The 25,010-nt window shown below is 41.4% G+C and carries 17 protein-coding genes and 1 pseudogene; 5 read left to right on the top strand and 13 right to left on the bottom strand.

Going from position 1 to position 25,010, the window contains the following annotated elements; all coding sequences use genetic code 11:
• Positions 1 to 105: 105 nt before the first annotated feature.
• From IPL35_06760 to IPL35_06745, 4 genes are all read right to left on the bottom strand, one after another.
• Complete coding sequence (locus IPL35_06760) at positions 106 to 2,031, bottom strand: hypothetical protein (protein ID MBK8443123.1); 1,926 nt, start codon at positions 2,029 to 2,031, stop codon at positions 106 to 108.
• An 82-nt stretch (positions 2,032 to 2,113) separates the two neighbouring features.
• The gene (locus IPL35_06755; protein ID MBK8443122.1) at positions 2,114 to 4,069 is read right to left on the bottom strand and encodes a hypothetical protein; all 1,956 of its coding nucleotides are present in this window, start codon (positions 4,067 to 4,069) and stop codon (positions 2,114 to 2,116) included.
• A gap of 32 nt (positions 4,070 to 4,101) precedes the next feature.
• Positions 4,102 to 5,052 (bottom strand): glycosyltransferase family 2 protein, encoded by a 951-nt coding sequence (locus IPL35_06750; GenBank protein MBK8443121.1) that lies wholly within the window; start codon positions 5,050 to 5,052, stop codon positions 4,102 to 4,104.
• A gap of 214 nt (positions 5,053 to 5,266) precedes the next feature.
• Positions 5,267 to 5,701: a thioredoxin family protein gene (locus IPL35_06745; GenBank protein MBK8443120.1), complete on the bottom strand. Its 435-nt coding sequence runs from the start codon at positions 5,699 to 5,701 to the stop codon at positions 5,267 to 5,269.
• A gap of 389 nt (positions 5,702 to 6,090) precedes the next feature.
• Here IPL35_06745 and IPL35_06740 point away from each other — a divergent pair, with 389 nt between their 5' ends.
• Positions 6,091 to 6,372 (top strand): hypothetical protein, encoded by a 282-nt coding sequence (locus IPL35_06740; GenBank protein ID MBK8443119.1) that lies wholly within the window; start codon positions 6,091 to 6,093, stop codon positions 6,370 to 6,372.
• Positions 6,373 to 6,617: 245 nt separating this feature from the next.
• Positions 6,618 to 7,334, top strand: a complete 717-nt coding sequence (locus IPL35_06735) for an isoprenylcysteine carboxylmethyltransferase family protein (protein MBK8443118.1) — start codon at positions 6,618 to 6,620, stop codon at positions 7,332 to 7,334.
• Positions 7,335 to 7,419: 85 nt separating this feature from the next.
• Here the strand turns inward: IPL35_06735 and IPL35_06730 are convergent, their stop codons facing one another.
• The 4 genes from IPL35_06730 to IPL35_06715 form a co-directional block, all read right to left on the bottom strand.
• Positions 7,420 to 8,127, bottom strand: a complete 708-nt coding sequence (locus tag IPL35_06730; GenBank protein MBK8443117.1) for a (d)CMP kinase — start codon at positions 8,125 to 8,127, stop codon at positions 7,420 to 7,422.
• A gap of 127 nt (positions 8,128 to 8,254) precedes the next feature.
• Positions 8,255 to 9,271 (bottom strand): VWA domain-containing protein, encoded by a 1,017-nt coding sequence (locus IPL35_06725; GenBank protein ID MBK8443116.1) that lies wholly within the window; start codon positions 9,269 to 9,271, stop codon positions 8,255 to 8,257.
• 94 nt (positions 9,272 to 9,365) lie between these two features.
• Positions 9,366 to 9,977 carry a fumarylacetoacetate hydrolase family protein gene (locus IPL35_06720; protein ID MBK8443115.1) on the bottom strand — a complete coding sequence of 204 codons (612 nt, stop codon included), beginning with the start codon at positions 9,975 to 9,977 and terminating at the stop codon, positions 9,366 to 9,368.
• A 35-nt stretch (positions 9,978 to 10,012) separates the two neighbouring features.
• Complete coding sequence (locus IPL35_06715; GenBank protein ID MBK8443114.1) at positions 10,013 to 10,894, bottom strand: ABC transporter permease; 882 nt, start codon at positions 10,892 to 10,894, stop codon at positions 10,013 to 10,015.
• Positions 10,895 to 11,093: 199 nt separating this feature from the next.
• Between IPL35_06715 and rocD the strand changes: the two genes are divergently transcribed.
• The gene (gene rocD / locus IPL35_06710) at positions 11,094 to 12,332 is read left to right on the top strand and encodes an ornithine--oxo-acid transaminase (GenBank protein MBK8443113.1); all 1,239 of its coding nucleotides are present in this window, start codon (positions 11,094 to 11,096) and stop codon (positions 12,330 to 12,332) included.
• 364 nt (positions 12,333 to 12,696) lie between these two features.
• Positions 12,697 to 14,190, top strand: a complete 1,494-nt coding sequence (locus IPL35_06705; GenBank protein ID MBK8443112.1) for a T9SS type A sorting domain-containing protein — start codon at positions 12,697 to 12,699, stop codon at positions 14,188 to 14,190.
• An 87-nt stretch (positions 14,191 to 14,277) separates the two neighbouring features.
• Here IPL35_06705 and IPL35_06700 read toward each other — a convergent pair whose 3' ends face one another.
• From IPL35_06700 to IPL35_06680, 5 genes and pseudogenes are all read right to left on the bottom strand, one after another.
• Complete coding sequence (locus IPL35_06700; GenBank protein MBK8443111.1) at positions 14,278 to 15,402, bottom strand: glycosyltransferase; 1,125 nt, start codon at positions 15,400 to 15,402, stop codon at positions 14,278 to 14,280.
• Positions 15,389 to 17,377: a KUP/HAK/KT family potassium transporter gene (locus IPL35_06695; GenBank protein ID MBK8443110.1), complete on the bottom strand. Its 1,989-nt coding sequence runs from the start codon at positions 17,375 to 17,377 to the stop codon at positions 15,389 to 15,391. Before IPL35_06695 ends, IPL35_06700 begins: the two co-directional genes overlap by 14 nt.
• Positions 17,378 to 17,479: 102 nt before the next feature.
• On the bottom strand, positions 17,480 to 18,436 hold the full coding sequence (locus tag IPL35_06690) for a YihY/virulence factor BrkB family protein (protein ID MBK8443109.1): 957 nt from the start codon (positions 18,434 to 18,436) through the stop codon (positions 17,480 to 17,482).
• 123 nt (positions 18,437 to 18,559) lie between these two features.
• Positions 18,560 to 20,826: pseudogene (locus IPL35_06685) on the bottom strand (bifunctional (p)ppGpp synthetase/guanosine-3',5'-bis(diphosphate) 3'-pyrophosphohydrolase).
• Positions 20,827 to 21,199: 373 nt separating this feature from the next.
• Positions 21,200 to 22,624 carry a tetratricopeptide repeat protein gene (locus tag IPL35_06680; GenBank protein ID MBK8443108.1) on the bottom strand — a complete coding sequence of 475 codons (1,425 nt, stop codon included), beginning with the start codon at positions 22,622 to 22,624 and terminating at the stop codon, positions 21,200 to 21,202.
• A 294-nt stretch (positions 22,625 to 22,918) separates the two neighbouring features.
• Between IPL35_06680 and uvrB the strand changes: the two genes are divergently transcribed.
• A complete protein-coding gene (gene uvrB, locus IPL35_06675) occupies positions 22,919 to 24,961 on the top strand; it encodes an excinuclease ABC subunit UvrB (protein ID MBK8443107.1) in 2,043 nt (680 codons plus the stop codon).
• Positions 24,962 to 25,010 lie beyond the last annotated feature (49 nt).

The raw sequence follows: 25,010 nt of genomic DNA, 5'->3' as shown, positions 1-25,010 counted from the left end.
AATATATTAAAATACAACTTAATACCTAAAAATACGCCCTTTTTTTCGTTTATGGTATATATTTACGCCAATACTGTTTTCAGCAACCGGCTTCTGTTTTTTTTGTTAAAAATTTCCTGACTTGATAATATCTCCCTGAAAAAATCTACCTGTAATTTCTCCTCTCGGACACACAACAATGTATTCTTTTTGTATTGGAATAGCTTTGTTCAGTACAAAACGGTACATTTTTTTTTCGCCGATAGGTGCGCCCTGCACATAGCTTTGTCCGTCGTTTACTTTAAGCCCGTCTTTGCGTAATTTTTTGGCATAATTGCTCGACAGGAAATACTGAGAAGAAACATAAGGAATGAAAGGATAAAGCTGATTGTCGTCAAAAACAGCAAAATTATAATCATTTAAATTGAAAGCCAAGGGCTGTGTAGGGCATTGGCAATTGGCAAAAATACTTTTAGTATTGTAAACAGGAGGAGGTATCAAACCTGTTATGATTGGACACAGCAGCAACAGCAGCACCAAAGCTCCGCTTGAAACAACAACTTGGCGGTGCGGAATGTCGGCGGCAGCAATTAATAGAGCATCGCTATTGGCAGCAGTGTCGACATTTTTGGAAGCAAAACGATTTTTGAGCCAATACAAAGCGATACCTGCTCCTGCACACAGCCAAAAATAATGCGCCCCTATCACCGGCGACAAAATGCGGTTGTCGGACGGCAAAAAAGGATACGATAATATTGCTGCTGCTGCTGTATATACACACAGCCACAAATAAGGACGATAGCAGTCGGGTAGGGTCATACGCCTCAATAAGCCCAATATTATCAGCAACCACGAAGCAAAAAACAGTAGATGATAAATTTTGTAGTGAAATAAAAACTCAAAGCCGCGTACTTTTCCGATTAAAGTTTTTACGGGCTTAAAAAACGGCATAAAAACCGAAACTGTTACTGCTTTTATAAAAAGAAAAGGGTTAGAACGGAGGTTATTCCAAGTTTTGTTATATACAAAATTTACTTCTTTACCTTTTTTTAAATTCAACACTTCGGGATGGTCTTTTCTGATTTGTGTCCAGTTTTTTGCCTCTGCTCCCGCCGATAAAGCATACATCACATACGCAAAACTACCGTTGTTTTGACTATTTTTGTCGGTAATAAAAGAGGAAAACAGGCGACAAATACCAAAACTCAGCACTAATATCCCTGTAAAAATAAGGCTGTAACGCAGCAATTTTTCTTTGTTGGAAAAAACATTGAAAACATATCCTAAAAAGAATATTACCAAAGCAGGCAAAATAAACATTTCACCCGGGCGTACATTCAGAGCCAATACCCACAAAAACAAACTGAATATTGCGATAATAAGGCGGTGGCGCGAGTGAAGGGCATACAAGGTGAAGTAAAATGCCAGATTTCCTACTATAAAACCTAAACTTTCGGTCATATACGAGGTACTTAAAGGCGAAAAATAACTCAATGAGAAAGCTGCGTACAAAAAAGCAGCACCATATCCGAATAGTTTTTGAATGTAGAGACCCACCCAATACACTGATGCGCAAGCTGCCAATGCCGTGAATATCAAAGGAAAACGTGCGTCAAAATTAAACATATCCAACAATACGCCATAATAAGCCGTACTCAAAGGTTTCCACGCCGCCACCCCTCTTATTTCGCCGTCTATTGCAAATTGTCGCGCCCCTTCATAGTAGCTGATGGCATCGCTGTAAGGAAGTACCGCCGCCAAATTAAAATAACCGGATAATATACCGCTTAACCATTGTTCCAACAACATACTGAGCAATGCAATAAAACAATATAACCAATATCCCAAACGAAAGGAAAGGAAGCGTTGAGCCGTGATACTTTTGGGCAAAACCGGCATCATTATTTCACTTGCAAATACTAATGGCGGCAGCAGCCATATCAGGTAGCGCAAGTTCCAATAACTGAACAAATTCGGAAAATTGACAGCAAAAGCAATAAGGGCAAGCGTGAGAAAAACAGGATAAATATATTGTTTAATATTTTGATTCATAATATTATAAAACAATTCGTCTGTGAAAAAAAACAACAACAAACCGTAAGAAATATTGCCAAACCGCTTGGCACTACACGATTTAATAAAGATTTCTGAAACACCCCAAATATCTCCCTCTGCTCAAAGGTACTGTTTTTCGAATAACTTTCTGACTATTTGTATAGGTATAATCCACACAAATTACGGCATACATACAGTTGTCTGCTATGGGGTCATCTAAATAAATTTGCATAAATTCTTTTCTATCCTTATCTAATTCATTGTAGCCTAAAATAGTACCTGCTATTTTGCCACCGATGCCTAATTGTACCATTTCTTCGCCCAATACATTATGTTCTTTATAGGATTTATATTTGAAATAAGGAGCAAAGCCATATTTTTTGGAAATATTAATATAAGCACTGCTTTCTAATTTCATAATTACAATATGTGAGTTTCCACAATTATATAATTTGGCACGATTGGCTGTAGTGGGGTGGGTTTTTATAGGAAAAGCTTTTACCATCAGTGGTGTTATCATAATACTTATCATACATATTGCATATAATAATATGGAAAATTTATCACTGTTTATACTGTTTCTGAACACTATGGTATCATTTGCTTGAACACGATATACATATTTATACAATAAAAGTATTACACTGCCTATGGCGATGGGGAGCAACAGAAAATTAAAAGGAATAATGGCGGTGAATACCCGCGACCCTCCTGTGATAAAGGGAGCTGATAAAAAAGAAGCAAACCAACTGAGCATTGTAAGTAAAATAATACCATTAAGCTGGGGGAGGTAGTTTCTGAAATATAGCAGTAAAACAGGAAAAATAAACAAAACCAACAAAGGGCGCACCACTCGGTAAATATATCCTGAATTGGCAACGCCGGGCATTATATAATCAGTAGGATTCCAAATGCGGTTGTTGAAGGTAGTAACTACGGTACGGATTAACTTGAAAGGGCTTCTTTTTACTTTTTCAAAAGCCGATTGATAGATAGCACCGGAGGAGGTCGTTTTATCTTCGGGGTGTTCTTGATAATATGTCTGCCATTTTGAGGGGTCTTTACCGGAAGAAAGTGCATATATTACATTGGATAAATTACCAAAACTCTGCAATCCTTTTTTTGACACCAATATATTGATAATAGTATTGGACGAGAGTCCCACCAAAAAAACTGCCAGCAAAGCAAAACGATACAGGCGAAGTTTTTTGAGGTCGGGAAAGTAAAAATATAAAAGCAAGCCCAATAACGGAATAATAAACATTGCAGAAGGGCGTGTACTCATAGCAATAATGAGTGCGAAAAAACCCGCCAAAGCATAGCGGGGCTGCCGGAAACTCAAACCTTTTAATAAAAAACAAACGGCGATATTACTGAAAATAAAACCCGCCTGCTCCGTTGTAAAACTGCCAAAAGACTGATTTGAAAAAGCGATAATAAGATAAATATACAGTGCCGCAGCTGTAATACCCAACAACTGATATACCACGCGTGCAGTTATAAATACCGACCAACTGCTGAAAAAAATCATCAGCAAAATAAAAAGGGTCATATCTCCGCCGAAAATACGAAACCAAAAACCATAAAATAAACTTGAAATCGGTTTCCAGGCAGCCACACCACCCAGCTCATCACCGCGTAGCAACCCCGACATCTCGCGAAAATAGGTTTGCCCATCGCTCGCCGGAAAATAATTGCCAAAAGAAAAGTGAGTCTCTGTATTATGCCCTCCTATCCAGCCTTCAAACAAATAGGAATAGTGCAATATCTGTGATAAAAACAATAAAATAACAACAGATACCCAAGGCAACCATTTGTATGCGAAATTTTTGTATTTTTTTAATACAAAAGGTAATATCAAAACTTCGTACAACAATAATGAAGGCAGCACATATATAAAAATTTGTTGCCCTGTCTCCCAACCAATATCAAAACGATAGCTGTACAACAAAAGATACAGAATAACAGTCGCAATAAAAACAAAGATACTATCCTTGTTTTTTAGCCAAATAGATTGTAAAAAATTATTGAGCATATCTGAAGTTTGCTACTTATAAGGTGCTCTTATTACTGATTCTTCACCACCTCTTTAATACTGTATGGAACATCAGTAGTGGTCTCAAAATAGTTTTTGATAACAATGTCCGCAATAAGCCCCGATACAAATAATTGTACACCCGCCAATATTAAAAACATTGTCAGAATAGGCCAGGCACTTTCCGACATGCCTTGTCCTTTCAAATACAGATAAGTGGTATAAAAACCCGTCAGCAAGCCCACAAAAATCAACAGCAAGCCGACACCACCGAGCAGGTGCAAGGGGCGTGTGGAAAATTTTTTCCAAAACCACACCGATATCATATCTACAAATCCTTTTACGGTTCGCCGCCAATTGTATTTAGTGACACCCGCCACGCGCGGGCGGTGATTGACCGGTATTTCTCCGATTTTAAACCCTTTTATTTTTAATAATGCAGGCACAAAACGGTGCATTTCGCCATATAAAGTGATATGGTCAAAACATTCTTTCCGATATACTTTCAACGAGCAACCACTGTCGTTAATACCATCGTTGATAAGTAATTTGCGCAGCATATTTGCCCCTCGCGACACAAAATGTTTCAAAAAGGTATCTTTGCGCAGCCTACGCCACCCCGATACAATATCCAAATCCTTTTCTATCAAAGCGTTGAGCAGGTTCGGAATATCTTTGGGGTCATTTTGGCGGTCGCCGTCCATGGTTACTACATACGGATATTGTGCCTGCTGCACACCGGCATTCAAAGCCGCCGTTTGTCCGAAATTTTTGCGAAACCGAATAAAATATACCGGCGACAACTGACGGGCAATGGCGGCAGTTTGGTCGGTAGAGCCGTCATCAATGATGATAATCTCGTATAAATAATGCTGGGCTTCGCATACTGCTTTTATTTCTTCGTGCAGCAGGGCTACATTTTCTTCTTCGTTATATACCGGAATTACAACCGACAACGTAATCGGGGAAACAGCAGGCGACATACCAATCAAAATATAAAAAACAAAGTATGGCGGCTTTGTTGGGGTTTTGTTGAGTAAGAGATGTAAAAATGTTTCAATAAAAAAGAGGTATTAACCGCTTTTAAAGTACAAAAATGAAAAAAAATATTGAAAAACCCCTAAAAACTTGTAAACATAAAAAAGGGACACCTTTTGTGTGGTGTCCCTTTTTTAGAGTTCTATAAAAAACAACTGGTTAATTTGCTTTTTTTACTGCTTTTTTTCCTAATTTCAATAAGTCTTGCACTTCTTGTGCGCCTTCTTCTTTTATTAATAAATTTTGCTTGCTATCGAAATAAAAAAGTGTAGGAACCATACGCACACCAAAACGGTCGGCAAAGGCTTTGCCTTCTCTGTCCACATCTAAACGAAGGCTGATAAAATTATCGTTGTAAAAATCTATTACTGCGTTGTTGCCAAAACTGTTGTGTTCCATCCATTTACAACTGCGACACCACGAAGCGTAGGTTTCTATAAAAATGGCTTTGCCTTCTGCTTCTGCTTTGGCTACTATCTCTTCCAGCGAAGTATTTTCAAACCGGATACCATTTCCTGCATTGAAAGATGACTGCGCAAAAGACGAAAACTGCAACATCAGGCAGCATAAAATAACCGACAATAATTTATTCATGTGTTTGTTGGGGTAATAAAATTATGAGTTGAGAAATAAAATATCAAAGATCGCTAATGCTGTTATAGATAGTTAATTCGAAAAATCGTTTAAAGCAAAAATAAAAAGTTATTATTTTTTTTTAAAAGAAATAACAAAAAAATGACTCTGTTACTATATATAATAATTGAATTTTATGTTACAAAATGCGTCATTTTTTATGATAAATTTTATTTTGTGTGTATAATATTTTATTTTGAAAATATTGATAATTAATTGTTTATAAAATGATAAATTAAAATAAATTATTTTTTTTTACCGATAAAAATCTTTGATTTTGTCATTGTTTCGTCAGGAAGTCTGCCTTTATATTTGTAATGTAATCCTAAACTAAACACGACAATATTATCATGAAAATCTTACAACGCACAGCCGATTTATTTCCTTGGTTTGCCGGTGCGCATCTGTTGTATATCGTTTTTTACTATTCGTCTGCTTTTGCTTTGCAGCCGAATGGTGCAGCACAAAAAAGCTTTACTTTTTCGCCTTTGGACGAGGAGCAAATGGAATGTGTAGTGCAAGCCACCGGTTTTGCTACCACCGGCAATTCGGCACTCATCGACTCCGACTGCCTCATACAAGCAAATGACAACACCGCCTATCCTGTTCAGCCTACCCACGAAGATAAATAATTTTTCCCATTTTTTGTGACCTTTACAACAAGCTTTTCTCTAAATAGTGCATTATGTTGTAATGGTTAGCAGTTGTCTTATTTGATTTTGCTGTTTATTTTTTACAATGCAATGATGAGATAGCATAAGTATTTTTTATATTTATAATAGTATTTTTATATTTGCAGAAAAGATAGAGATACAACAGGCTACCTTTTTCTACAAATTTCGTTATGTTATTGTATAATGATAACGCAGATAGTTCTATGGATAAGATAGGACATTTTTTGTATCGCCATCGGGTGTGGATACTTCCTTGCTTGTATTTGCTGCTGCTGTTGCCTTCGCCGCCACTGCGTTACAATTATATGTCTATGTTGGTGCTGGGGTGGCTGTTGGCAGTATTGGGGCAGGCGCTGCGCTTGTTGAGTATCGGCACCGAAAGCCCTACGCGCTACGGAAAAGACACCAAAATTTTTGCTTCTAAACTTATCACCGAAGGGACTTACAAAATAGTAAGAAATCCTATGTATTTGGGTAATTTGATGATTTTAACAGGATTGATTTTTATCGCCAACTCACTGCAATTTTTTGTATTTTTTCTGCCTTTGGCGATAGGGGTTTATGCGTTTATTATCTTTTCTGAAGAAAAATACCTCAACGAAAAATTCTCCGAGCAATATTCGCACTATAAAGCCTCTACATCTCGTTTTGTGCCCAAGCTGTCCGAAGTAGAAAACGCTTTAGCACATGGCTCATTCAATTGGAAACGTATTTTGTATTATGAAGATTATTCGGCATTTATGTGGATAATGGCAGCTCTTATTCTTACAGCTTTCAACACCTATTCCGAAGATTCTTCTTTTTCTCCATTCCAACAGTTTTTTCCTTTTATCCTGATGATATTGGTGCTTGCCACGGCTTATGGTGCTGTGCAATGGCTCAAATACAGCGGCAGGTTATTATTGGAAGATAAAATCTGATGCAGCGATAAAAAAATATTTGTGACCGTATTCTTTATCCGAGTGCTGCGAAGAAAAATAAAAACTTTATTTTTCTTCCGCTTTTTTAATTGATTTGTTCGGCGGTGGTACTTTCTGCAATGATGCGTTGTGCCATGTTAAATACCATCTGAAATTGCTTTTCGCGCGTGAGCAGGGTATTATCCAATAAAATGGCATCTTTGGCGCGATACAGGGGGCTTTCCTGCCGATGCGTATCTAAATGGTCGCGGTGTTGGAGGTTTTGGCTCACTTCTTCTAAGGTCGTCATTATGCCTTTGGAGAGCAGTTCTTCGTAGCGGCGTTGGGTGCGGGTATGAAGGTCGGCGGTCAAAAACACTTTTAACTCAGCATCGGGAAACACCACCGTGCCAATGTCGCGCCCGTCCATCACGATACCGCGCGCCTGCCCCATTTCCTGTTGCTTTTGCACCAAAAACTGCCGCACTTCTTTAATCAGGCTGACTTCGCTCACGTTTTCGGCTACCGATTGGCTGCGTATGTGCGCTTCCACATTTTCGCCGTTTAAGTAACATTCATTATCGCCCTGTGCGTTGCGCCGGAAATCTATATGTATATTGGGCAAGGTGTTTATGACGGCGGCGGCATTATTTACGTCAATATTTTTACGAAGGCAATATAAGGTCACTGCGCGATACATCGCACCGGAGTCGATGTAGATATAGTTCAGGGCTTTCGCCAACTGCTTGGCTAAGGTGCTTTTGCCGCAAGACGAGTAGCCGTCCACTGCGATAATAATTTTTGAGAAGTTCATGGCGTGGCAAATATAAGATGTGTTGTTTATATTTTGGGCAGCACGGCGGGGATAAAATTTCAAAAAATAAAAAAACGCTTCGTATCCAAGAGATACGAAGCGTTTTTTTGTAAAAAGAAGGTATCTATTATTTTCTTTTTGCTTTAATCAAAAATTTAAGCTGGCGTTTGCTTTGTTCCAATACCTGTTGGCGGTTGCGAATATATTGCAACGTATAAACCGTAGAAATGGATTGCGAGAAATTTTTAAATACTTCGCCCAAATCCTGCACCGAGTTCGGAAATTCTGCTTTTCCGCCATTGAGCGATAAATATTCCAATGCTTCTTCGTCAATGGTGCGGTTGGCACCTTTCAAGCCAATATTATAAGTGATGATTTTTGCGTTGGTGCTGTCGTTCATCACTTGGTCGCGCAGGTAGGCAGGATTAAGCTCTTGTGGAGCCATATTATCAATACCGTCAGTAAAAGTAAGAATTGCCTTCGATTCGGCGGTGGCGGCTTTGAGTTTTGTAATTGCCAAATCCATAGCACTGTACAGTGCTGTATAGTCTCCGGTAGGCGTGGAGTCGATGTAGTTCAAAATGTCGGTGCGGTTGGTGCCGAGTTCTTTGATGCGTACCTCTGTCGAAAAAGTAATAACCCCGATACGCGCATTGGGTACATTTTCAAAAATCTGATTTACAAAACTTTGTGCATATTGCTTTACATCATCAAAGTCGTCGCCGAGCGATTTGCTCGCATCTAATACCAAATACACGGCTAAATCCTGTGTGGGCACAAAATCCATCGTAAATTCCACATCTTGTTTCCAAGTATTTTCTTTAAGTTCGTAGGCTTCTATTTCGGCAATTTCGTAATTGAACGAGTTTTCGTCCAAAATACGCATATTGTCAATATTGACCGTCACCAAATTGGGCGGCACTAATTCGCTGCCGAATTCTTTGGAAAAATCAATAATAATTTCGGGCGAGGTTTGGGCTTGGTCAAATTCCACCTGCGGGTCGCTGCCGCTCGGATTCCAGTAGTTGAGGTACAACTCAAAATTTTTGGTAGCGAGCGGGGCTTCGTCCTTTTTGCAGGCGACCACACTCAACACCATAGCGAGCAACACCATTGTAAGTGTACCCTTGAAAAAAATCTTCATATTGTTTGATAGTTTGGCGGTTGATAAAAATAATATGCTGTAATGTCCATCATCAAACATAATACCAAAAAAACAGATTTGCTGCGCGAAGGCTCTATTTTACTTCAAAGTTAAGCAACTCTTTACCCTCAATAAAAGCCTGTAAGCGGTCGCCGATTGCCACTTTGCCCACGCCTTCGGGCGTGCCGGTAAAGAGCAAATCGCCTTGCTGCAACGTAAAATAGCGCGATATATAAGCAATGAGCGCATCAATGCCGAAAATCATATCGCCCGAAAAACCGTGTTGTACGGTTTCGCCGTTTTTGAGCAGGTGAAATTCAATGTTGGACGCTTGTTGTAACGAAGCCAAAGGAACAAAATTGCCCAAAGGCGCGGAATTGTCAAATGCTTTGGCAATTTCCCAGGGCTGCCCTTTTTGTTGGAGTTGCTGCTGGAGGTCGCGGGCGGTGAAATCAATACCTACGGTGATGTCCTGATAGTAGTTGTGGGCAAATTTTTCGGCGATGTGCTTGCCGTTTTTGCTGATACGCACCACCAATTCCAATTCGTGGTGTATATTGGAGGAAAAGTCGGGCAGATAAAAATCCTGATTGTCGCGCAGCACCGCCGTAGGAAATTTTGAAAAAATAAGCGGCTGCTCCGGCAAGTTATTGCCCAATTCTTTGGCGTGTTGGGCATAATTGCGCCCTACGCAAAATATTTTCATATCTTTATTTTAATAAAAAAAACAAATAATAAAAATTAATACAACTCGTCCAATTGCAGTTTTAAATACTTGATAACCGCCGCTTTGGTACTCCACCACGAAATTAAAATACCCAATAATATCACCGTAAAAAAGATATACAGATACATCAGCAAATTGCTATGCAGCGAAAATTCAGGCAGATTTTGCTGTATAAAATAGATGAGTGCCAGGAGCATCAGGCAAGCCATAAAACCGCTCACCAAACCATTTGCGATGCTTTTTCGGATAAAAGGACGACTGATAAATTGGCGTGTAGCACCTACCAACTGCATACTTTTGATAAGAAAACGACTCGAATACATAGAAAGTTTGATGGTGCTGTCGATAAGGGCGATGGTGATAAACAAAAATACCGCCCCCAATACCATTAAAATAATGCTCACCCTTTGTACGTTGCGATTGATGAGGCTCAGTACATTTTCGGGATAATACAAATCCTGAACAGTACTTTGTTGCTCTAAAAAAGTTTCTATCGTTTTTAAATTTGCTTCATCGGCGTGGGTGGCTTTGAGGTGCAAACTCAGCGTGTTGAACAGAGGATTAAAGTTCAGAATACTCACAAAGTCTTCGCCATATTCTTTTATAAATTGCTCTGCTGCCTGCTCTTTATCTATATACAACACCTCTTTGGTATAGGGCTGCTGCCGAAGTTGCTTTTGCAGCTGCTCAATGTCGGCGGCGGTGGCGGTGTCTTTGAGCGCAATGGTAATTTCGAGCGTTTCGCGGAGCATTTGCGATATACGCTGGGCATTGAGCAGCAAAATTCCGAACACACCCAAAACAAACAATACCAATGTAATGCTGCTGATGGCATAAATGTAGGAAGTTTGGCGGCGTTTGCCCACAGAAGCAGCACGTCCTTCTATATAAGTCATAATTGATAAGCGGCGAATAAAGCCTGTGCAAGAGGGTTTGTTGATTTAAACCTGTGAAATTAAGGCATTTTTGATGAATTCAGTATTTGAGAACCAGAATTTATTATCGGTGTATTCATCATCATCATCTTTTAACAGATTGCTTGTGTATTTTGATGAAAAAAAAACTTAATTTTGTAACAAAATATTTTTTTACGATATGCCAGCAACGCTTACTTCCAACTACTTCATAGAACTTGAAGATAAATACGGCGCACATAATTATCACCCTGTTCCTGTTGTGCTTTCGCGCGGCGAGGGCGTGTATGTGTGGGATTGTGAAGACCGCCGCTATTACGATTTCCTTTCGGCATATTCTGCCGTCAATCAGGGGCATTGCCACCCCAAAATTGTGGCTGCACTGATAGAGCAAGCTCAAAAACTGACGCTCACCTCCCGCGCTTTTTACAACGATGCGCTCGGCGAATACGAAAAATACATCACAGAACTTTTCGGCTACGACAAAGTGCTGCCGATGAACTCCGGTGCCGAAGCCGTAGAAACTGCCCTCAAACTCTGCCGCCGCTGGGGGTATGCCGTCAAGGGTATTCAGCCTTACGAAGCCGTGATAGTGGTGTGTGACGGTAATTTTCACGGGCGCACCACCACCATTGTATCTTTTTCGCAAGACCCCGACAGCTACGGCGGTTTTGGTCCTTTTACGCCCGGTTTTGTGCGTATTCCCTACAACGATACCGCCGCTTTGGAAGCGGCTCTTCAAAATAAAAATGTGTGCGGCTTTTTGGTAGAACCCCTTCAGGGCGAAGCGGGTGTGCAAGTACCCGACGAAGGCTACCTGAAAAAAGCTGCCGATTTGTGCCGTGCGCATCAGGTGTTGTTGATTGCCGATGAAATACAGACCGGATTGGCGCGCACCGGAAAAATGCTCTGCTGCGACCACGAGGAAGTGCACCCCGATGTGCTCATTTTGGGTAAAGCCCTTTCGGGCGGATTGTTGCCGGTGTCGGCGGTGCTGGCAGATGATGACATTATGCTCACCATTCAGCCCGGACAACACGGCTCTACCTACGGCGGCAATCCTTTAGCGTGTCGGGTGGCGGTGGCGGCTTTGGAAGTATTGATAGAGGAAAATTTGGCTGCCAATGCCGATTATTTGGGAAAAATACTGCGCCGCGAGTTGCGTCAATTGCAGCAGGAGAGTTCTTTGATAAAAACGGTACGCGGCAAGGGTTTGCTCAATGCCATCGTTATCGAGCACTCCCATAAAGAGGCAGCGTGGGAATTGTGTATGAATTTGAAAGAAAGAGGCTTGCTCGCCAAGCCCACCCACGGCGACAAAATCCGTTTTGCACCGCCTTTGGTGATGAACGAAGCCCAACTGATGGAGTGTGTAGGTATTATTCGCGATACCGTCCTGAATTTTGAAATGGAATCATAGTTTTTGCCATTATTATTGAGCGATAAGCCCCTTCGGAAGTTCAAAACTTCCGAAGGGGCTTTGTTTTTATTGGATTGGGGGGCAGGGGACGCACCGAAATGCCGAAGTACGGAAAAATGAAGTAGTGGGTTATACGCGCGGCATTGAGGAGTGTAAAATAAACTTTGTCAAAGTTCGAACTTTGACAAAGTTGAAATAAAAAAAGGTTTATATTTGTAATATTTCTTTACCACACATAAAATACTCAAATAAGGAAAAAAGGAGCATTGGAATAATTTTGAAAAATTATTAAAGTCAAAATACAGACGATAACCAAAAAAACAAACCCAATATGCGACACTCCCAACAACACTATCTTTTTCTTATGGCTTTGCTTTTGATCCTGGTGTTCCAAAAAAGCAACAGCCAGCAAATTACCTTTAGCCGCTACCACGACCTGCCCAACAGCACGGGCGAAACCGTACACAGCTATATAGAATTAGAAGACGGCTATCTGATACAGAGCATCGCTTTTCCCAACGAAAATAATATCCCACAAGGCTCCTGCACCAATATCACCAAATTTTCCTTAGCGGGCGATTTGCTCTGGAACAAGCAGTATTTGGGATTTACATTGAGCGAACTAATAAAGTTACCGAACGGCTATTTGGCGGGAAGAGAGATATACAATCAGGCAGAGCAGAATATAGACATAGAGCTAACTCGCCTGAATGAAAACTTTGATACCCTGTGGCAAAAACAATACGGCTGCGAAAATACCGAGAATGTGAATGGTCTGTTTTTGCAGCCCAACGGCGATTTTATGCTCATCGGTTCCACGCGCTCTTGTATAGCAGATGCGCCTTATTTCCAAGGTTTGTTGATGCGCCTCGACAGCGTGGGTAATATCAAGTGGAAGCGCGTTTATGGGGTTGATTCGCAAAAATTTGAACTGGGAGCATTTCAAACAGACGAAAAGGGCAATTATTTGATGGGCGGCTATAAGTACAATCCTTGGAGAGGGCTTGCTTTAAAAACAGACTCCTTGGGCAATGAAATATTCCGATACAGCGATGCGCCCAATGATAGCATGCTCAATTATTTAGAGATGGAAATGTATGGTGTTGCTATCAATCCTACGCCCAACCCTTTACCCGACAAAACCTACCTCATCGGTTCGCAGCAAGATACCTCCTATAATTTCCAATATATCAATTTTCGTTTGCCGAGTGTCATTAAACTGAGCTATGAAGGGGAGCGTATATGGGAAAGAACCTACGACTACCCTAACCCGAGGTGGACTTATTTGGGTTTATTTCGGGTAGTGGATCAAAGCTATATACTCACTTCGGGTGAGGAGGAGGTGAATTATGGATATGAAAAGCGGCAATTATTTTTTAAAACGGATTTGGAATTGAATAATATTTGGGTGCGGTGTTATGATCCTGATTTTGAAGATAACACTTATGTTACAGCAGTTTTCCGCCCTACTCCCGATGGCGGTTATTTGGCAATAACTCAAGGTTTTAATCCTGAAACGAATAAATCAATGCTGTGGTTATTAAAATTAGACGAAAACGGCTGTTTGGGGGCAAATGATTGCGGCGAAGATCTTACCTTAGGAACAGAGGAAGCAAGTATTGGGTCTTTGCCTCCGTCTATGTTCGTTTTTCCCAACCCCGCCCAAGACAGGATAAGTATAGAATGGAGGGGTGCGCCGCTTACAGTGGCGTACATCTACAACATCAAGCAACAATTACAAAGCCGCATCACCCTGCAAAGCGGGAGCAACAGCCTAGATGTAAGCGGCTGGCAGTCGGGGTTGTACTTCGTAAAAGCCGAAGGCGGCACCGCCACCAAATTCAGCATTGTACATTGAGCAGCGATAAACAATTTGTTTAACTTTGGCAAAGTTGAATCTCAGTTGCAAAAACGACCGACACCTCGCAGGTGTCGGTCGTTTTTGTTATTTGGGAGCAAGGCGGGCGTATATCTGCAACAGTTTTTCGGCTTCTTGTTGCCAGTTCAGATGCAAGCGGGCTGCAAGACAATTTTGTTGTAACTGTCCGTACAACAAAGGATTACCCAACAAATCATCTATTAATTTTGCCAAATGCTGCGGCTCTAAATTATCCGTCAGTATCGCCATACCGTACTCGGCATTGATGCGGGCATATTCGGGAAAATCAACACACAATTGAGGTATGCCATTGTGGAAATAATCAAAAAAGCGGTTGGCGAGGGAATAATAATAACTTTCGCCGTCTTTTGTAAAAAAAGTAAAACCCAAAGTAGCGTGTAAAGTAATGTTTTTGAGCAAAGCAGGCTCCACCCAACCTTTAAAAACCACGCGCTCGGCTACTCCTTTTTCTTTCGCCAGCATTTGGCAGGTTTCCAACACATCGCCGCGCCCGCAAATCCACAATTGCAGGGGGTGGCGTACATATTGCATAGCCGCTATCATTTCTTCTACACCTCTGCCCACATTCACTGCCCCCTGATACAAAATATAAGGCGGCTCGTGGGGCTTTTGGGGAAAGTGTTTGTCTTCCAGCACCGTAGCATTGCGGATAATATCAAAATGCTTTTGGTATTTCTGTTTAAAAATATCGCTGTAAGCGTGGCTCACGGTATAGCAAGCATCGGCACGCGGCACGAGCCACTGCTCCACGAGTGTCCAGATACGGCGCACCACAGGGCGGCTCACCACTTCGGGCAGTTGCGGAAAATACTCGTGCGCATCATACACCAACTTTGCCCCTTTGAGGCGTGCTGCCACTATCGCCGCCGGAGCGGTATCCAAGTCGTTGGCGACATAAATATCGTAGCGATGCCACAGATAATGCCACAGCAAAGCCAGATTGTGCAATATATAAAACAATTTTCCTTTTTGCACAGGATAGCGGAAGCGCAACGTGTGAAACGACCCCTTGGCGGGCAAAGGCTGCGAGGTGGGCAACATTCTGCCGATGAGGGTTACTTCGTAGCCAGCACCCGCCAAAGTGTGGCATATCCTTTGCATACGTTGGTCGTAGTGCAAATCATTGACCACCGCTAAGGCGATACGCGTTTTTTGCTTACTCGTTGTCATTGAATAGCTGCTTGCGCTCGCGCCTTACTAAGGACTTTATCGTCATAGGCGTATAAACCAGCGGTGTATATTCGGTTACTACATCATTTCTATCCAAGCCGAAAGCCTTTTCATCGCTTTGGCTTAAATTTTTGAGAAAGAAATAACCGTTGAGCAAAATATCATCTTTCAGCGAAAACTCATTTTCAACCGATAAAAAGCGATGAATGATGACAAATTTAAAATCAGGGTCGGGGTTGTATTTGGTAGAACCATCGGGGCTGATATGCAAATCAAGTTCCTTTCTTTTTACCAAATCTTTTACAATACGCTTAAAATACAACTCCGATTTCGGCTGCACCCGAAAACCCACATACAAGTTTATTTTGATAATTTTATCATTTACCAACTCCATAATATCATATTCCAGCGTATAAGGCTCATTGGTGCGGTCAATATGAAAGAACCAATACACATCGGCGCGCTTGGGGTTTTTGGAGAAAATAGAAGTCATTATTTTTTCCTCTATTTGCTTTTCCTGATTGGCTTTGGTGAGATAAATAAGATGCGTGGCAAATTTCGGGATACTGAGGTCTTGGCTCAACTCCTCTAATTTGGAGATATAATCTTTAAAATTCACAAATTTCACCAAACGATTGTTGATTTTGCGTGCATTATACCAAATATACATAATAGATAAGCAGGCAAATGCGATAATTAAAAGCGGAAAACTATGTTTGAGTTTGATGACATTCGCAACAAAAAAAGAAAGCTCTATAATAGTAAACAAAGTAATTAATCCGGCAACCAATATTTTATTCCATTTTTTGATATACAGTAAATACACTGCCAGCAAAACAGTCGTCATGAGCATCGTAAGGGTGATAAAAAACCCATAAGCACCTTCCATGTGCTCCGATGAACGGAAATACAGCACCACTGCCAAACAGCCCAACCACAACAATAAATTGATACTCGGAATAAAAATCTGCCCTTTGCTGTTGGAAGGCTGCCGCACGGCAACACGAGGCCAAAAATTTAAGTTGATAGCCTCGCTAATCAGTGTAAAACTGCCGCTGATGAGTGCCTGCGAAGCAATAATGGCAGCCAAAGTAGCAATAATAATACTGGGCAACAAGAACCAGTGTGGCATCATTTCAAAAAAAGGATTGCGCCCTTTGAGCAAGGGGTCGCCTTGGTGCATAAGCCACGAAGCCTGTCCCAAATAGCATATTATCAGGCTTGTTTTTACATAAATCCAACTCAAACGGATATTTTTCAAACCGCAATGCCCCAAATCAGAGTACAAGGCTTCGGCTCCGGTGGTACACAAAAATACCGCACCCAACAACCAAAATCCGTTTGGATAGTGCAACAGCAACTCGTAGGCATAATACGGATTCAAGGCTTTGATAATATCGGGGTGATGCACTATTTGAGAAGCACCTACCACCCAAATCATCGTAAACCATACCGCCATTATCGGACCAAAAGATTTGCCGATAATTTGTGTGCCGAAGCGTTGAACAAAAAATAAAACAGACAAAATAAGTACCACCGCCGCCACGGTAGCCTGACTGCCGGGTAAAAACAAATGCTCTAACCCCGGCACATTACCCAAACCCTCTACCGCCGAAGCCACCGAAATAGGCGGCGTAATGATACCGTCCACGAGTAGGGTAGTAGCTCCCAGCATGGCAATGTAGCTGAGTTTTTTTCCAAAACGCTTCACCAAAGCATACAGCGAAAAAATACCGCCTTCGCCCTGATTATCCGCCTGAAGCGTTATCCATACATATTTGATGGTAGTTTGAAAAACCAAAGTCCAAAAAATCGCCGATACGCCGCCATACACCAACATCTCCGATATTTCGCGGTTGCCCACTACGGCTTTGAGCGCGTAAAGGGGGCTGGTGCCAATGTCGCCGTAAATAATTCCCAATGCAACGAGTAAAGTTTCCAAGGTTACTTTACTTGAATTATGTTGATGGCTCATTTGAAATAAAAAGTAAAAAAATTGTGTGTAAAATATAATAATTGAGTTTATCAGAGAAAAAAGCCGGATTTTAGACGGAAAGCAGCATAAAAAAGAACAGAATTAAGTTTGTTTTTTTTCTTTTGCCTTCAAACGCTCCGTGCGCAATGCCAAAGCCACATTGAGTTCGTAGCCCACTAATAGCAGCAGACAATTAATATAAATCCACAGCATCAGCACGATGATAGCCCCCAAGGAGCCATACAAAGCATTGAAACTTTGAACCAACTGAATATAATAAGAAAAAACGTAAGAGGCAACGATAATGAGCAAAGTGGTGAGCATAGAGCCGCCCGAAAAATACGACCAGTTGTGCTTGACAGGAGGAGCTAAATAATAAATAACTGATACAATATTGAGTACCAGCAAAAATATAATCGTCCATTTAAACAGCGACAAAATGAGATAAGTCACCGAAGAAATCATATAAATGGCACTTAAAAATTTGTTGATATATAATTGTCCGAAAATCAAAATACTGATAGTGACGAGCATCAGTAACATCAGCAGCAAAGTGATATAGATAGCTGTAAAGCGGCGTACAATAAAAGTTTGTCGTTTTAGTTTAAAATCTTTGCGGGCAAAAGCACTGATGAGGGCGTTGATGCCGTTGGAGGCGAAGATGAGCGTCATCAAAAACCCCACCGATACAATGCCGCCGGTGCGTGTTTTGAGGGAGGTGATACTTTTTACAATATCCATCAAAAAGCGATACGAACTGTCGGGCATTCCCTGACGAAGTAAGCCATACAGGGTGCTTTCAACGGTTTTTACGGGAAACAGCGCGATGAGTTGCGAAAAAACGATAATCATCGGAAAAATGGACAAAAACACATTGAACGATATAGCTGCCGAGCGCGTTTGGAGTGGTTCGCTCAGTGCCTTACGCAATAAAAAACGCGCAATTTGCCAAAAACTCAGCCCCTGAAAGTACGTTTGATGAAACTGTTCCGATTTTTTGGAAATCGCGTTCAGTGTATCAGCAACGTTTTTTTTGCCCACAGGCGACGATTTATTCATGAAAAATATCTATCGGCACTCAAAAAACCGATTGCAAAGTTGCGCTATTTAAACTTAATATTTATAAAAAAAAATCTCAACCATCTTTATTACGCACGTTTTTATCATTTTCTTCATTTTTTGTTATGCCTCAAAAGTACGCACTTCATGCACCCCTTCTACCTCGCGCAGCCGCTTGATAACCTGCTTTAAGTCGGCACTGTCTTTCATATACAAAGTCAGGGAACCCTCAAACAAGCCGTCTTTGGTAGTAAAAGCGATGGATTGCATGTTTTTTTTCAACTCCACCGATATTACATTGGTGAGGCGTTGAATAAGCCCTACATCATCGATGCCCGTAATGCGCAAGCCCGTCAAAAACGCCACATCATTGCTTTGTTGATGCCACTTTGCCGTAACGATGCGGTACGGATATTTTTTGCGCAGGTCGGGTGCATTGGGGCAGGAGTTTTTATGAATTTTAATGCCCTGTGTGATAGTAATAAATCCGAAAACATCATCGCCGGCTTGCGGTTGGCAGCAAGTGGCGGCGGCATAATCTATTTTGTCCAAGCCCCCGAAAATGAGCAAATCCACTTCGCGGTTAATGGCTACATCATTATTGATGGCATTGGCTACGTCGTAGTTGTTGCTTTCGCCCGTTGCGTCCTCGCCGCTGCTTTTGCGGTTGGGGTTCAGCAATTTGATTCTTCCGCCCATAAACGTCAAATTGCGCAGTTCATTTAAATCAAATTGCTCGGTGGCGATATTATAAAAAAACGTCTGAGAATCGCCCTGTTTAAAATAATTTACCAATTCGTTCACCAATTGCTCCGAATATTGCAATTTCAAAGCACGCAGTTTGCGCTCAAAAGTTTCTTTGCCGTTTTGTGCCTCTTGCCGGATAGATTCTTTGAGATAAGAGCGTATGCGTTGTCTGGCGCGTGAAGTAACGGCAAAGAGAGAGCCAGTCTTCCGAAGGTTTTTGTTTTTTGGAAGTAAGAATTTCTACCTGATCGCCGTTTTGGAGTTTTTTGGCTGATAGGATACAATTTGCCGTTGATTTTGCCGCCGATGCAGGTATTGCCGATTTGAGTATGAATTTCATAAGCAAAATCAATGATGGTTGAGCCGGCTTGCATCACTCTGAGGTCGCCTTTGGGTGTAAACACATGCACTTCGCGCTCATATAAATTGTGCTTGAAGTCGTTCATCAAGTCCAGCGCATTGGCATTTGCCATATTTTGTAAAGAGTCGCGCACGCGCTCCAACCATTCGTCCAATCCTTTTTCGCCCTTGCCACCTTTATATTTCCAGTGTGCGGCTACCCCTTTTTCAGCAATCATATCCATTCGTTCCGAGCGTATTTGCACTTCTACCCATCTGCCTTCGGGACCCATCACCGTACAATGCAAGGACATGTAGCCGTTGGTGCGCGGAAAAGTAATCCAGTCGCGGGTGCGTTCGGGATTGGGCTTATACATAGCCGTCACCACCGAGTAGGCTTTCCAACATTCGTCGCGCTCTATCTCTTCGGGCACATCAACTACAATCCGAATGGCGAATAAATCATAAATATCCTCAAAAGCTACTTCCTTATTGCGCAATTTATTCCATATAGAATGAATAGATTTGGGGCGACCAAAAACGCGGAAAGGCGGCAATTTGTGTTCGGTGAGTTTGTTGGATAAAGGCGTGATAAAATCCTGAATATAGCGGTCGCGGTCGCGTTTGGTTTGTGCCAGTTTTTGGGCAATATCCTTATAAATTTCGGGATTGGTATATTTGAGCGATAAGTCTTCGAGTTCGGTTTTGATGGCATACAACCCCAAGCGGTGGGCGAGGGGTGCATACAGATACAGCGTTTCGGAGGCAATGCGCACTTGTTTCAACTGCGACATAGAGTTGAGGGTGCGCATATTGTGCAGGCGGTCGGCAATTTTGATAACCACCACCCGATAATCATCATTCAAAGTCAATATGACTTTTTTAAGATTTTCGGCTTGTTTGGCTACTTCGCTGGCAATATGCGTAAGTCCTTTTATTTTGGTGAGTCCGTCAACCAAGCGGGCAATATTTTTGCTAAAATGTTTTTCTATATCTTCCAGCGTAAGGTCGGTATCTTCCACCACATCGTGCAGCAGCGCGGCAATGATGGCTTCCGTGCCCATACCGATTTCCGAAACAATAATGCGTGCCACCGCAATAGGGTGCAAAATATAAGGCTCGCCACTTTTGCGCCGCATATTTTTATGCGCTTCCTGCGCCATTTCGAAGGCTTTGCGTATTATAGGCTCATCTTCTAAATGAATATAGGGTTTGGCAGCGGCTATTAAGCCCGTATATTCACGCTCTATCTCCAAATTTTCTAATTCCTCTTGACTTAAAGGTATTTCAGGGGTGTTGTTCATAACAATTTGTGCTACTGTGTTTTAAAAATGCTTACAAACCGATTAAAAAATGCACACATTACAGCATATAAACAAAGATTTGAATTATATTTTGATCTATTTTAGAAAAAACAATCAAAGTGTTTTTTTAATATAAGTATTCAGGAACAATTCAAAATTGTAATCAAAAAAAACAATTATCAACTATAATTATAGAAAAGGCTACCAAATTAAAACAAAAGATTGAACGGTGGTGCGAAATTGTAAAAAAAAATAAAAAAAGCAAGGCTGACTTTTGGGCTGTTATATCCAACTATAATAAAAAAATAAGCGGACAATAAGTGATGGCTTATTGTCCGCTACTATATATAATAAGTGTTTTTTTTAAAAAAAACTACAATCGATGGGCTTCTATCATTTGTGTAATGCGTTGATTCTCTTGCAAAGAAGGCATTAGATGAAACATATAAGGGTGCAAACTGTAGTTACGCTCCAAAGCCTGCTCCAAGAAAGCATAGGATTCGGGAATTTCGTGGGTTTGATATTTAACAGCAAAAGCCAAATACAAAAATTCGGCTTGCTCCGGAAACAGCGACATTGCTTTTTCAATCATAAACCAAGTATCTTCATAATCTTCCAGATTAAACAATAACAATGCTAATTGCAACCACAACTCAGTATTGGTGGGGTGGCGTTCCATTGTTTTGACATAATACGCAATACTTTGTTTTACATCGCCCAGTCGCAAATAGATTTCGGCACAGGCAGCCCCGTAATCGGCAATATCGGGTTCTGATTTAGCAGCTTGTTTACAATACATCAAAGCCGTTTGCCATTCTTCTTTTTCTTTGTGCACCATTGCCATACCGTATTTTGCATCGGCGTGGGATTCATTGGAAATGAGTGCTTTTTTGAAATAAAAAACAGATTTGCTTAGGTTTTTTATTTCAAAATGACACCAACCTATGGCACACAACAAATCCGCATCACGGGGAGCTTGTTGTTGGGCTTGTAAAAAACAATCCAATGCCTGTTCGTATTGCTCCAACTCATAATGTGCATCTCCACTTTCGCGCAGTGCCGGTTCAAAAGATTTATCAATTGCCAAAGCATAGCCAAAAGCATCTAAAGATTTTTCGTATTGCTCTATACCGGCGTATGCTTTACCCAAATTTAGCCAAGCCCATTTTGAAAATGGATAAACCCCGCATAATTGCTCGTGCAAAGCGATGCCTTGTTCGTACATTTCGGCTTCTTCAATAATAAAACTGATACGCTCTAAGGCTTCTTCATATTCGGGGTCTATATGTAATACCTGACTCAACAATTCAAATACTTTCTGAAAATTGCCCTGTACTTCATACACATCGGCTTCGAGCATATAAAAATCTATGATATTTTCTTCATCGGCATACTGCCTGCCTGCTGCGATACTTTCCAAAGCATCCTCCATATTTCCTTGTTCCAGATACACTTCCCCTTCCAACAAATAGATTTCGCTTTCGGTGCGGTCGTACATTTTTGCCTGCGCCAATAATTGTAAGGCTTCATCAGCGACATCAGTTTGTGTTTCTAATAAAAAAAGTGCTTTTTTGGAAAGAAAAAAAGCTGAATAGGGATGTTGTAATAAGGCTTGTTCGGCGGCTTTCAGTGCTTTATCGTACAGCACTTGTTCTTCATAATGTTCTATGATTTGTTCATAACTGCTTTGGTCAAAATAAAAACTTTTATTGCTGCGCTGCATCGTCTCAAACAACTCCACTAATTCATCGGTATGTTCTTGTCCCAAATCTTCGCTGTAATCTTCGTAATAAGCCATTTTTTTATAAAATGTTTAAAATATGTGAAGGCAAAATTATGAAAATAATAACGTTTTATTTAAAATTTAACAATTCTAACAGAAAACAATACTATTACAAATAAACAGATATAATGGTTCATATTGCTGTTTTATGTCGGGCTGAATATTTTGTAAGATTTTATCATAAGGCTTCTTTTTTTAGTTTAAAAGATGTTCTACTAAATTAAATCATTTTTTAAATACTGTTCATATTTTAAACTTAATTTTCAAAAAAATATTATATACTTGTACTTCACATACGCTTTTTTTTAGATGGCTTTTGAATTGATTTCGCCTTATACACCACAAGGCGACCAGCCCGAAGCGATTCGGCAATTGGTAGAGGGCATACGCCAACACGAAAAACACCAGACTTTGCTGGGAGTAACGGGTAGCGGCAAAACATTTACGATGGCAAACGTGATTGAGCAGGTGCAAAAACCCACGCTCATTCTCAGCCACAACAAAACTTTAGTGGCACAGTTGTACGGCGAGTTCCGGCAGTTTTTTCCAAATAATGCGGTAGAGTATTTTGTATCATACTACGATTATTATCAGCCCGAAGCCTATATTTCCGTTTCGGATACTTATATTGAAAAAGATTTGGCTATTAATGCCGAAGTAGAAAAACTCCGCCTCAAAACCACTTCTTCGCTGCTGTCGGGGCGGCGCGATGTTATTGTAGTGGCTTCGGTATCGTGTATTTATGGTTTGGGCAATCCCACCGAATATCGCGAAAATACAATTCGTTTGGCGCAAGGCGACAAAATAGGGCGCAATGCTTTTTTGCACGCCCTCGTATCTTCGCTCTACTCGCGCAACGAAGTAGAATTTGAACGCGGTAATTTCAGGGTGCGCGGCGACACTGTTGATATTTTTCTGCCCTACGCCGACCACGCCGTGCGGGTGGTTTTTTTCGGCAATGAGATAGAAAACCTCGAAATATTTGACCCCGAAACCGGAAAAACCTTACAACAAGTGCCGCATGTGGCGGTTTTTCCTGCCAATTTATACCTCACTCCGCAAAATCAAATGGTGCAGATTTTGCACGAAATTCAAGACGAACTCAATGCACAGGTGGCTTATTTCAGAGCCAACGGCAAAGAAGCCGAAGCCGCCCGTCTGTGGGAGCGCACCAATTTTGATTTGGAAATGATACGCGAACTTGGCTACTGCTCCGGCATAGAAAATTATTCCCGATTTTTAGACCGCCGCGCACAAGGCACACGTCCTTTTTGTCTGCTGGATTTTTTTCCTGATGATTTTTTGATGATAATTGACGAGAGCCACGTCACCATGCCGCAGTTGCGGGCGATGTACGGCGGCGACCGCGCCCGCAAAATGAGTTTGGTAGAGTACGGCTTCCGCCTTCCTTCGGCTTTGGATAACCGACCTTTGAATTTTTCAGAGTTTGAGTTGATGATGCCGCAGATTATTTATGTGTCGGCAACGCCCGCCGATTACGAACTCACGCAAAGCGGCGGTGTGGTAATAGAGCAGGTAGTGCGCCCTACCGGTTTGCTCGACCCGCCCATAGAAGTGCGCCCCTGTTTGCACCAGATTGATGATTTATTGGGTGAAATTGAAGAGCGAAGCCAACAAAATGAACGCGTTTTGGTGACAACCCTCACCAAGCGTATGGCAGAAGAACTCAATAAATATTTGCTGCGAATGAACATCAAAAGCCGCTACATACACTCCGATGTAGAAACGCTGGAGCGCATAGAAATTATCCGCGACCTGCGTTTGGGTGAATTTGATGTGCTCATCGGCGTAAATTTGCTGCGCGAAGGTTTGGATTTGCCCGAAGTGTCTTTGGTGGCTATTTTAGATGCCGACAAAGAGGGTTTTTTGCGCAACGAACGCTCCTTGATACAAACGGCGGGTCGTGCTGCCCGCAACGCCAACGGCAAAGTGCTGATGTATGCCGATAAAATGACACACTCTATGCAGCGCGCCATTGACGAAACCCTGCGCAAACGCAATAAACAAATCGCTTATAACGAGGCACACGGCATTTCGCCGACTACGGTACTCAAAAGCAAAGAGCAAATAATGATGCAAACTTCGGTGCTGGATATTCGCGGTACGCTGCAAAATAACAACGAAACCGCCTATTCGGAGCCACAAACTTTATCCATAGCCGCCGATCCGGTGGTGCAGTATATGAGTGTGCCGCAGTTGGAAAAATCTATAGCCGAAGTGCGCAAAAACATGGAAGCCGCCGCCAAAGAATTGGATTTTATCAAAGCCGCCCACTACCGCGATGAAATGTATGCCTTGCAGCAATTACTGAAAGAAAAATCTTCATCCTAATAATAAGGTGATTTTTTTGGTTTTATTTATTTAATTAAAACAAGAAATT

Source organism: Sphingobacteriales bacterium (assembly GCA_016711285.1).
Lineage (GTDB): Bacteria > Bacteroidota > Bacteroidia > Chitinophagales > UBA2359 > JADJTG01.
Note: the sequence above shows the minus strand (reverse complement) of the source record. Positions and strands in the feature narration are given on the sequence as shown.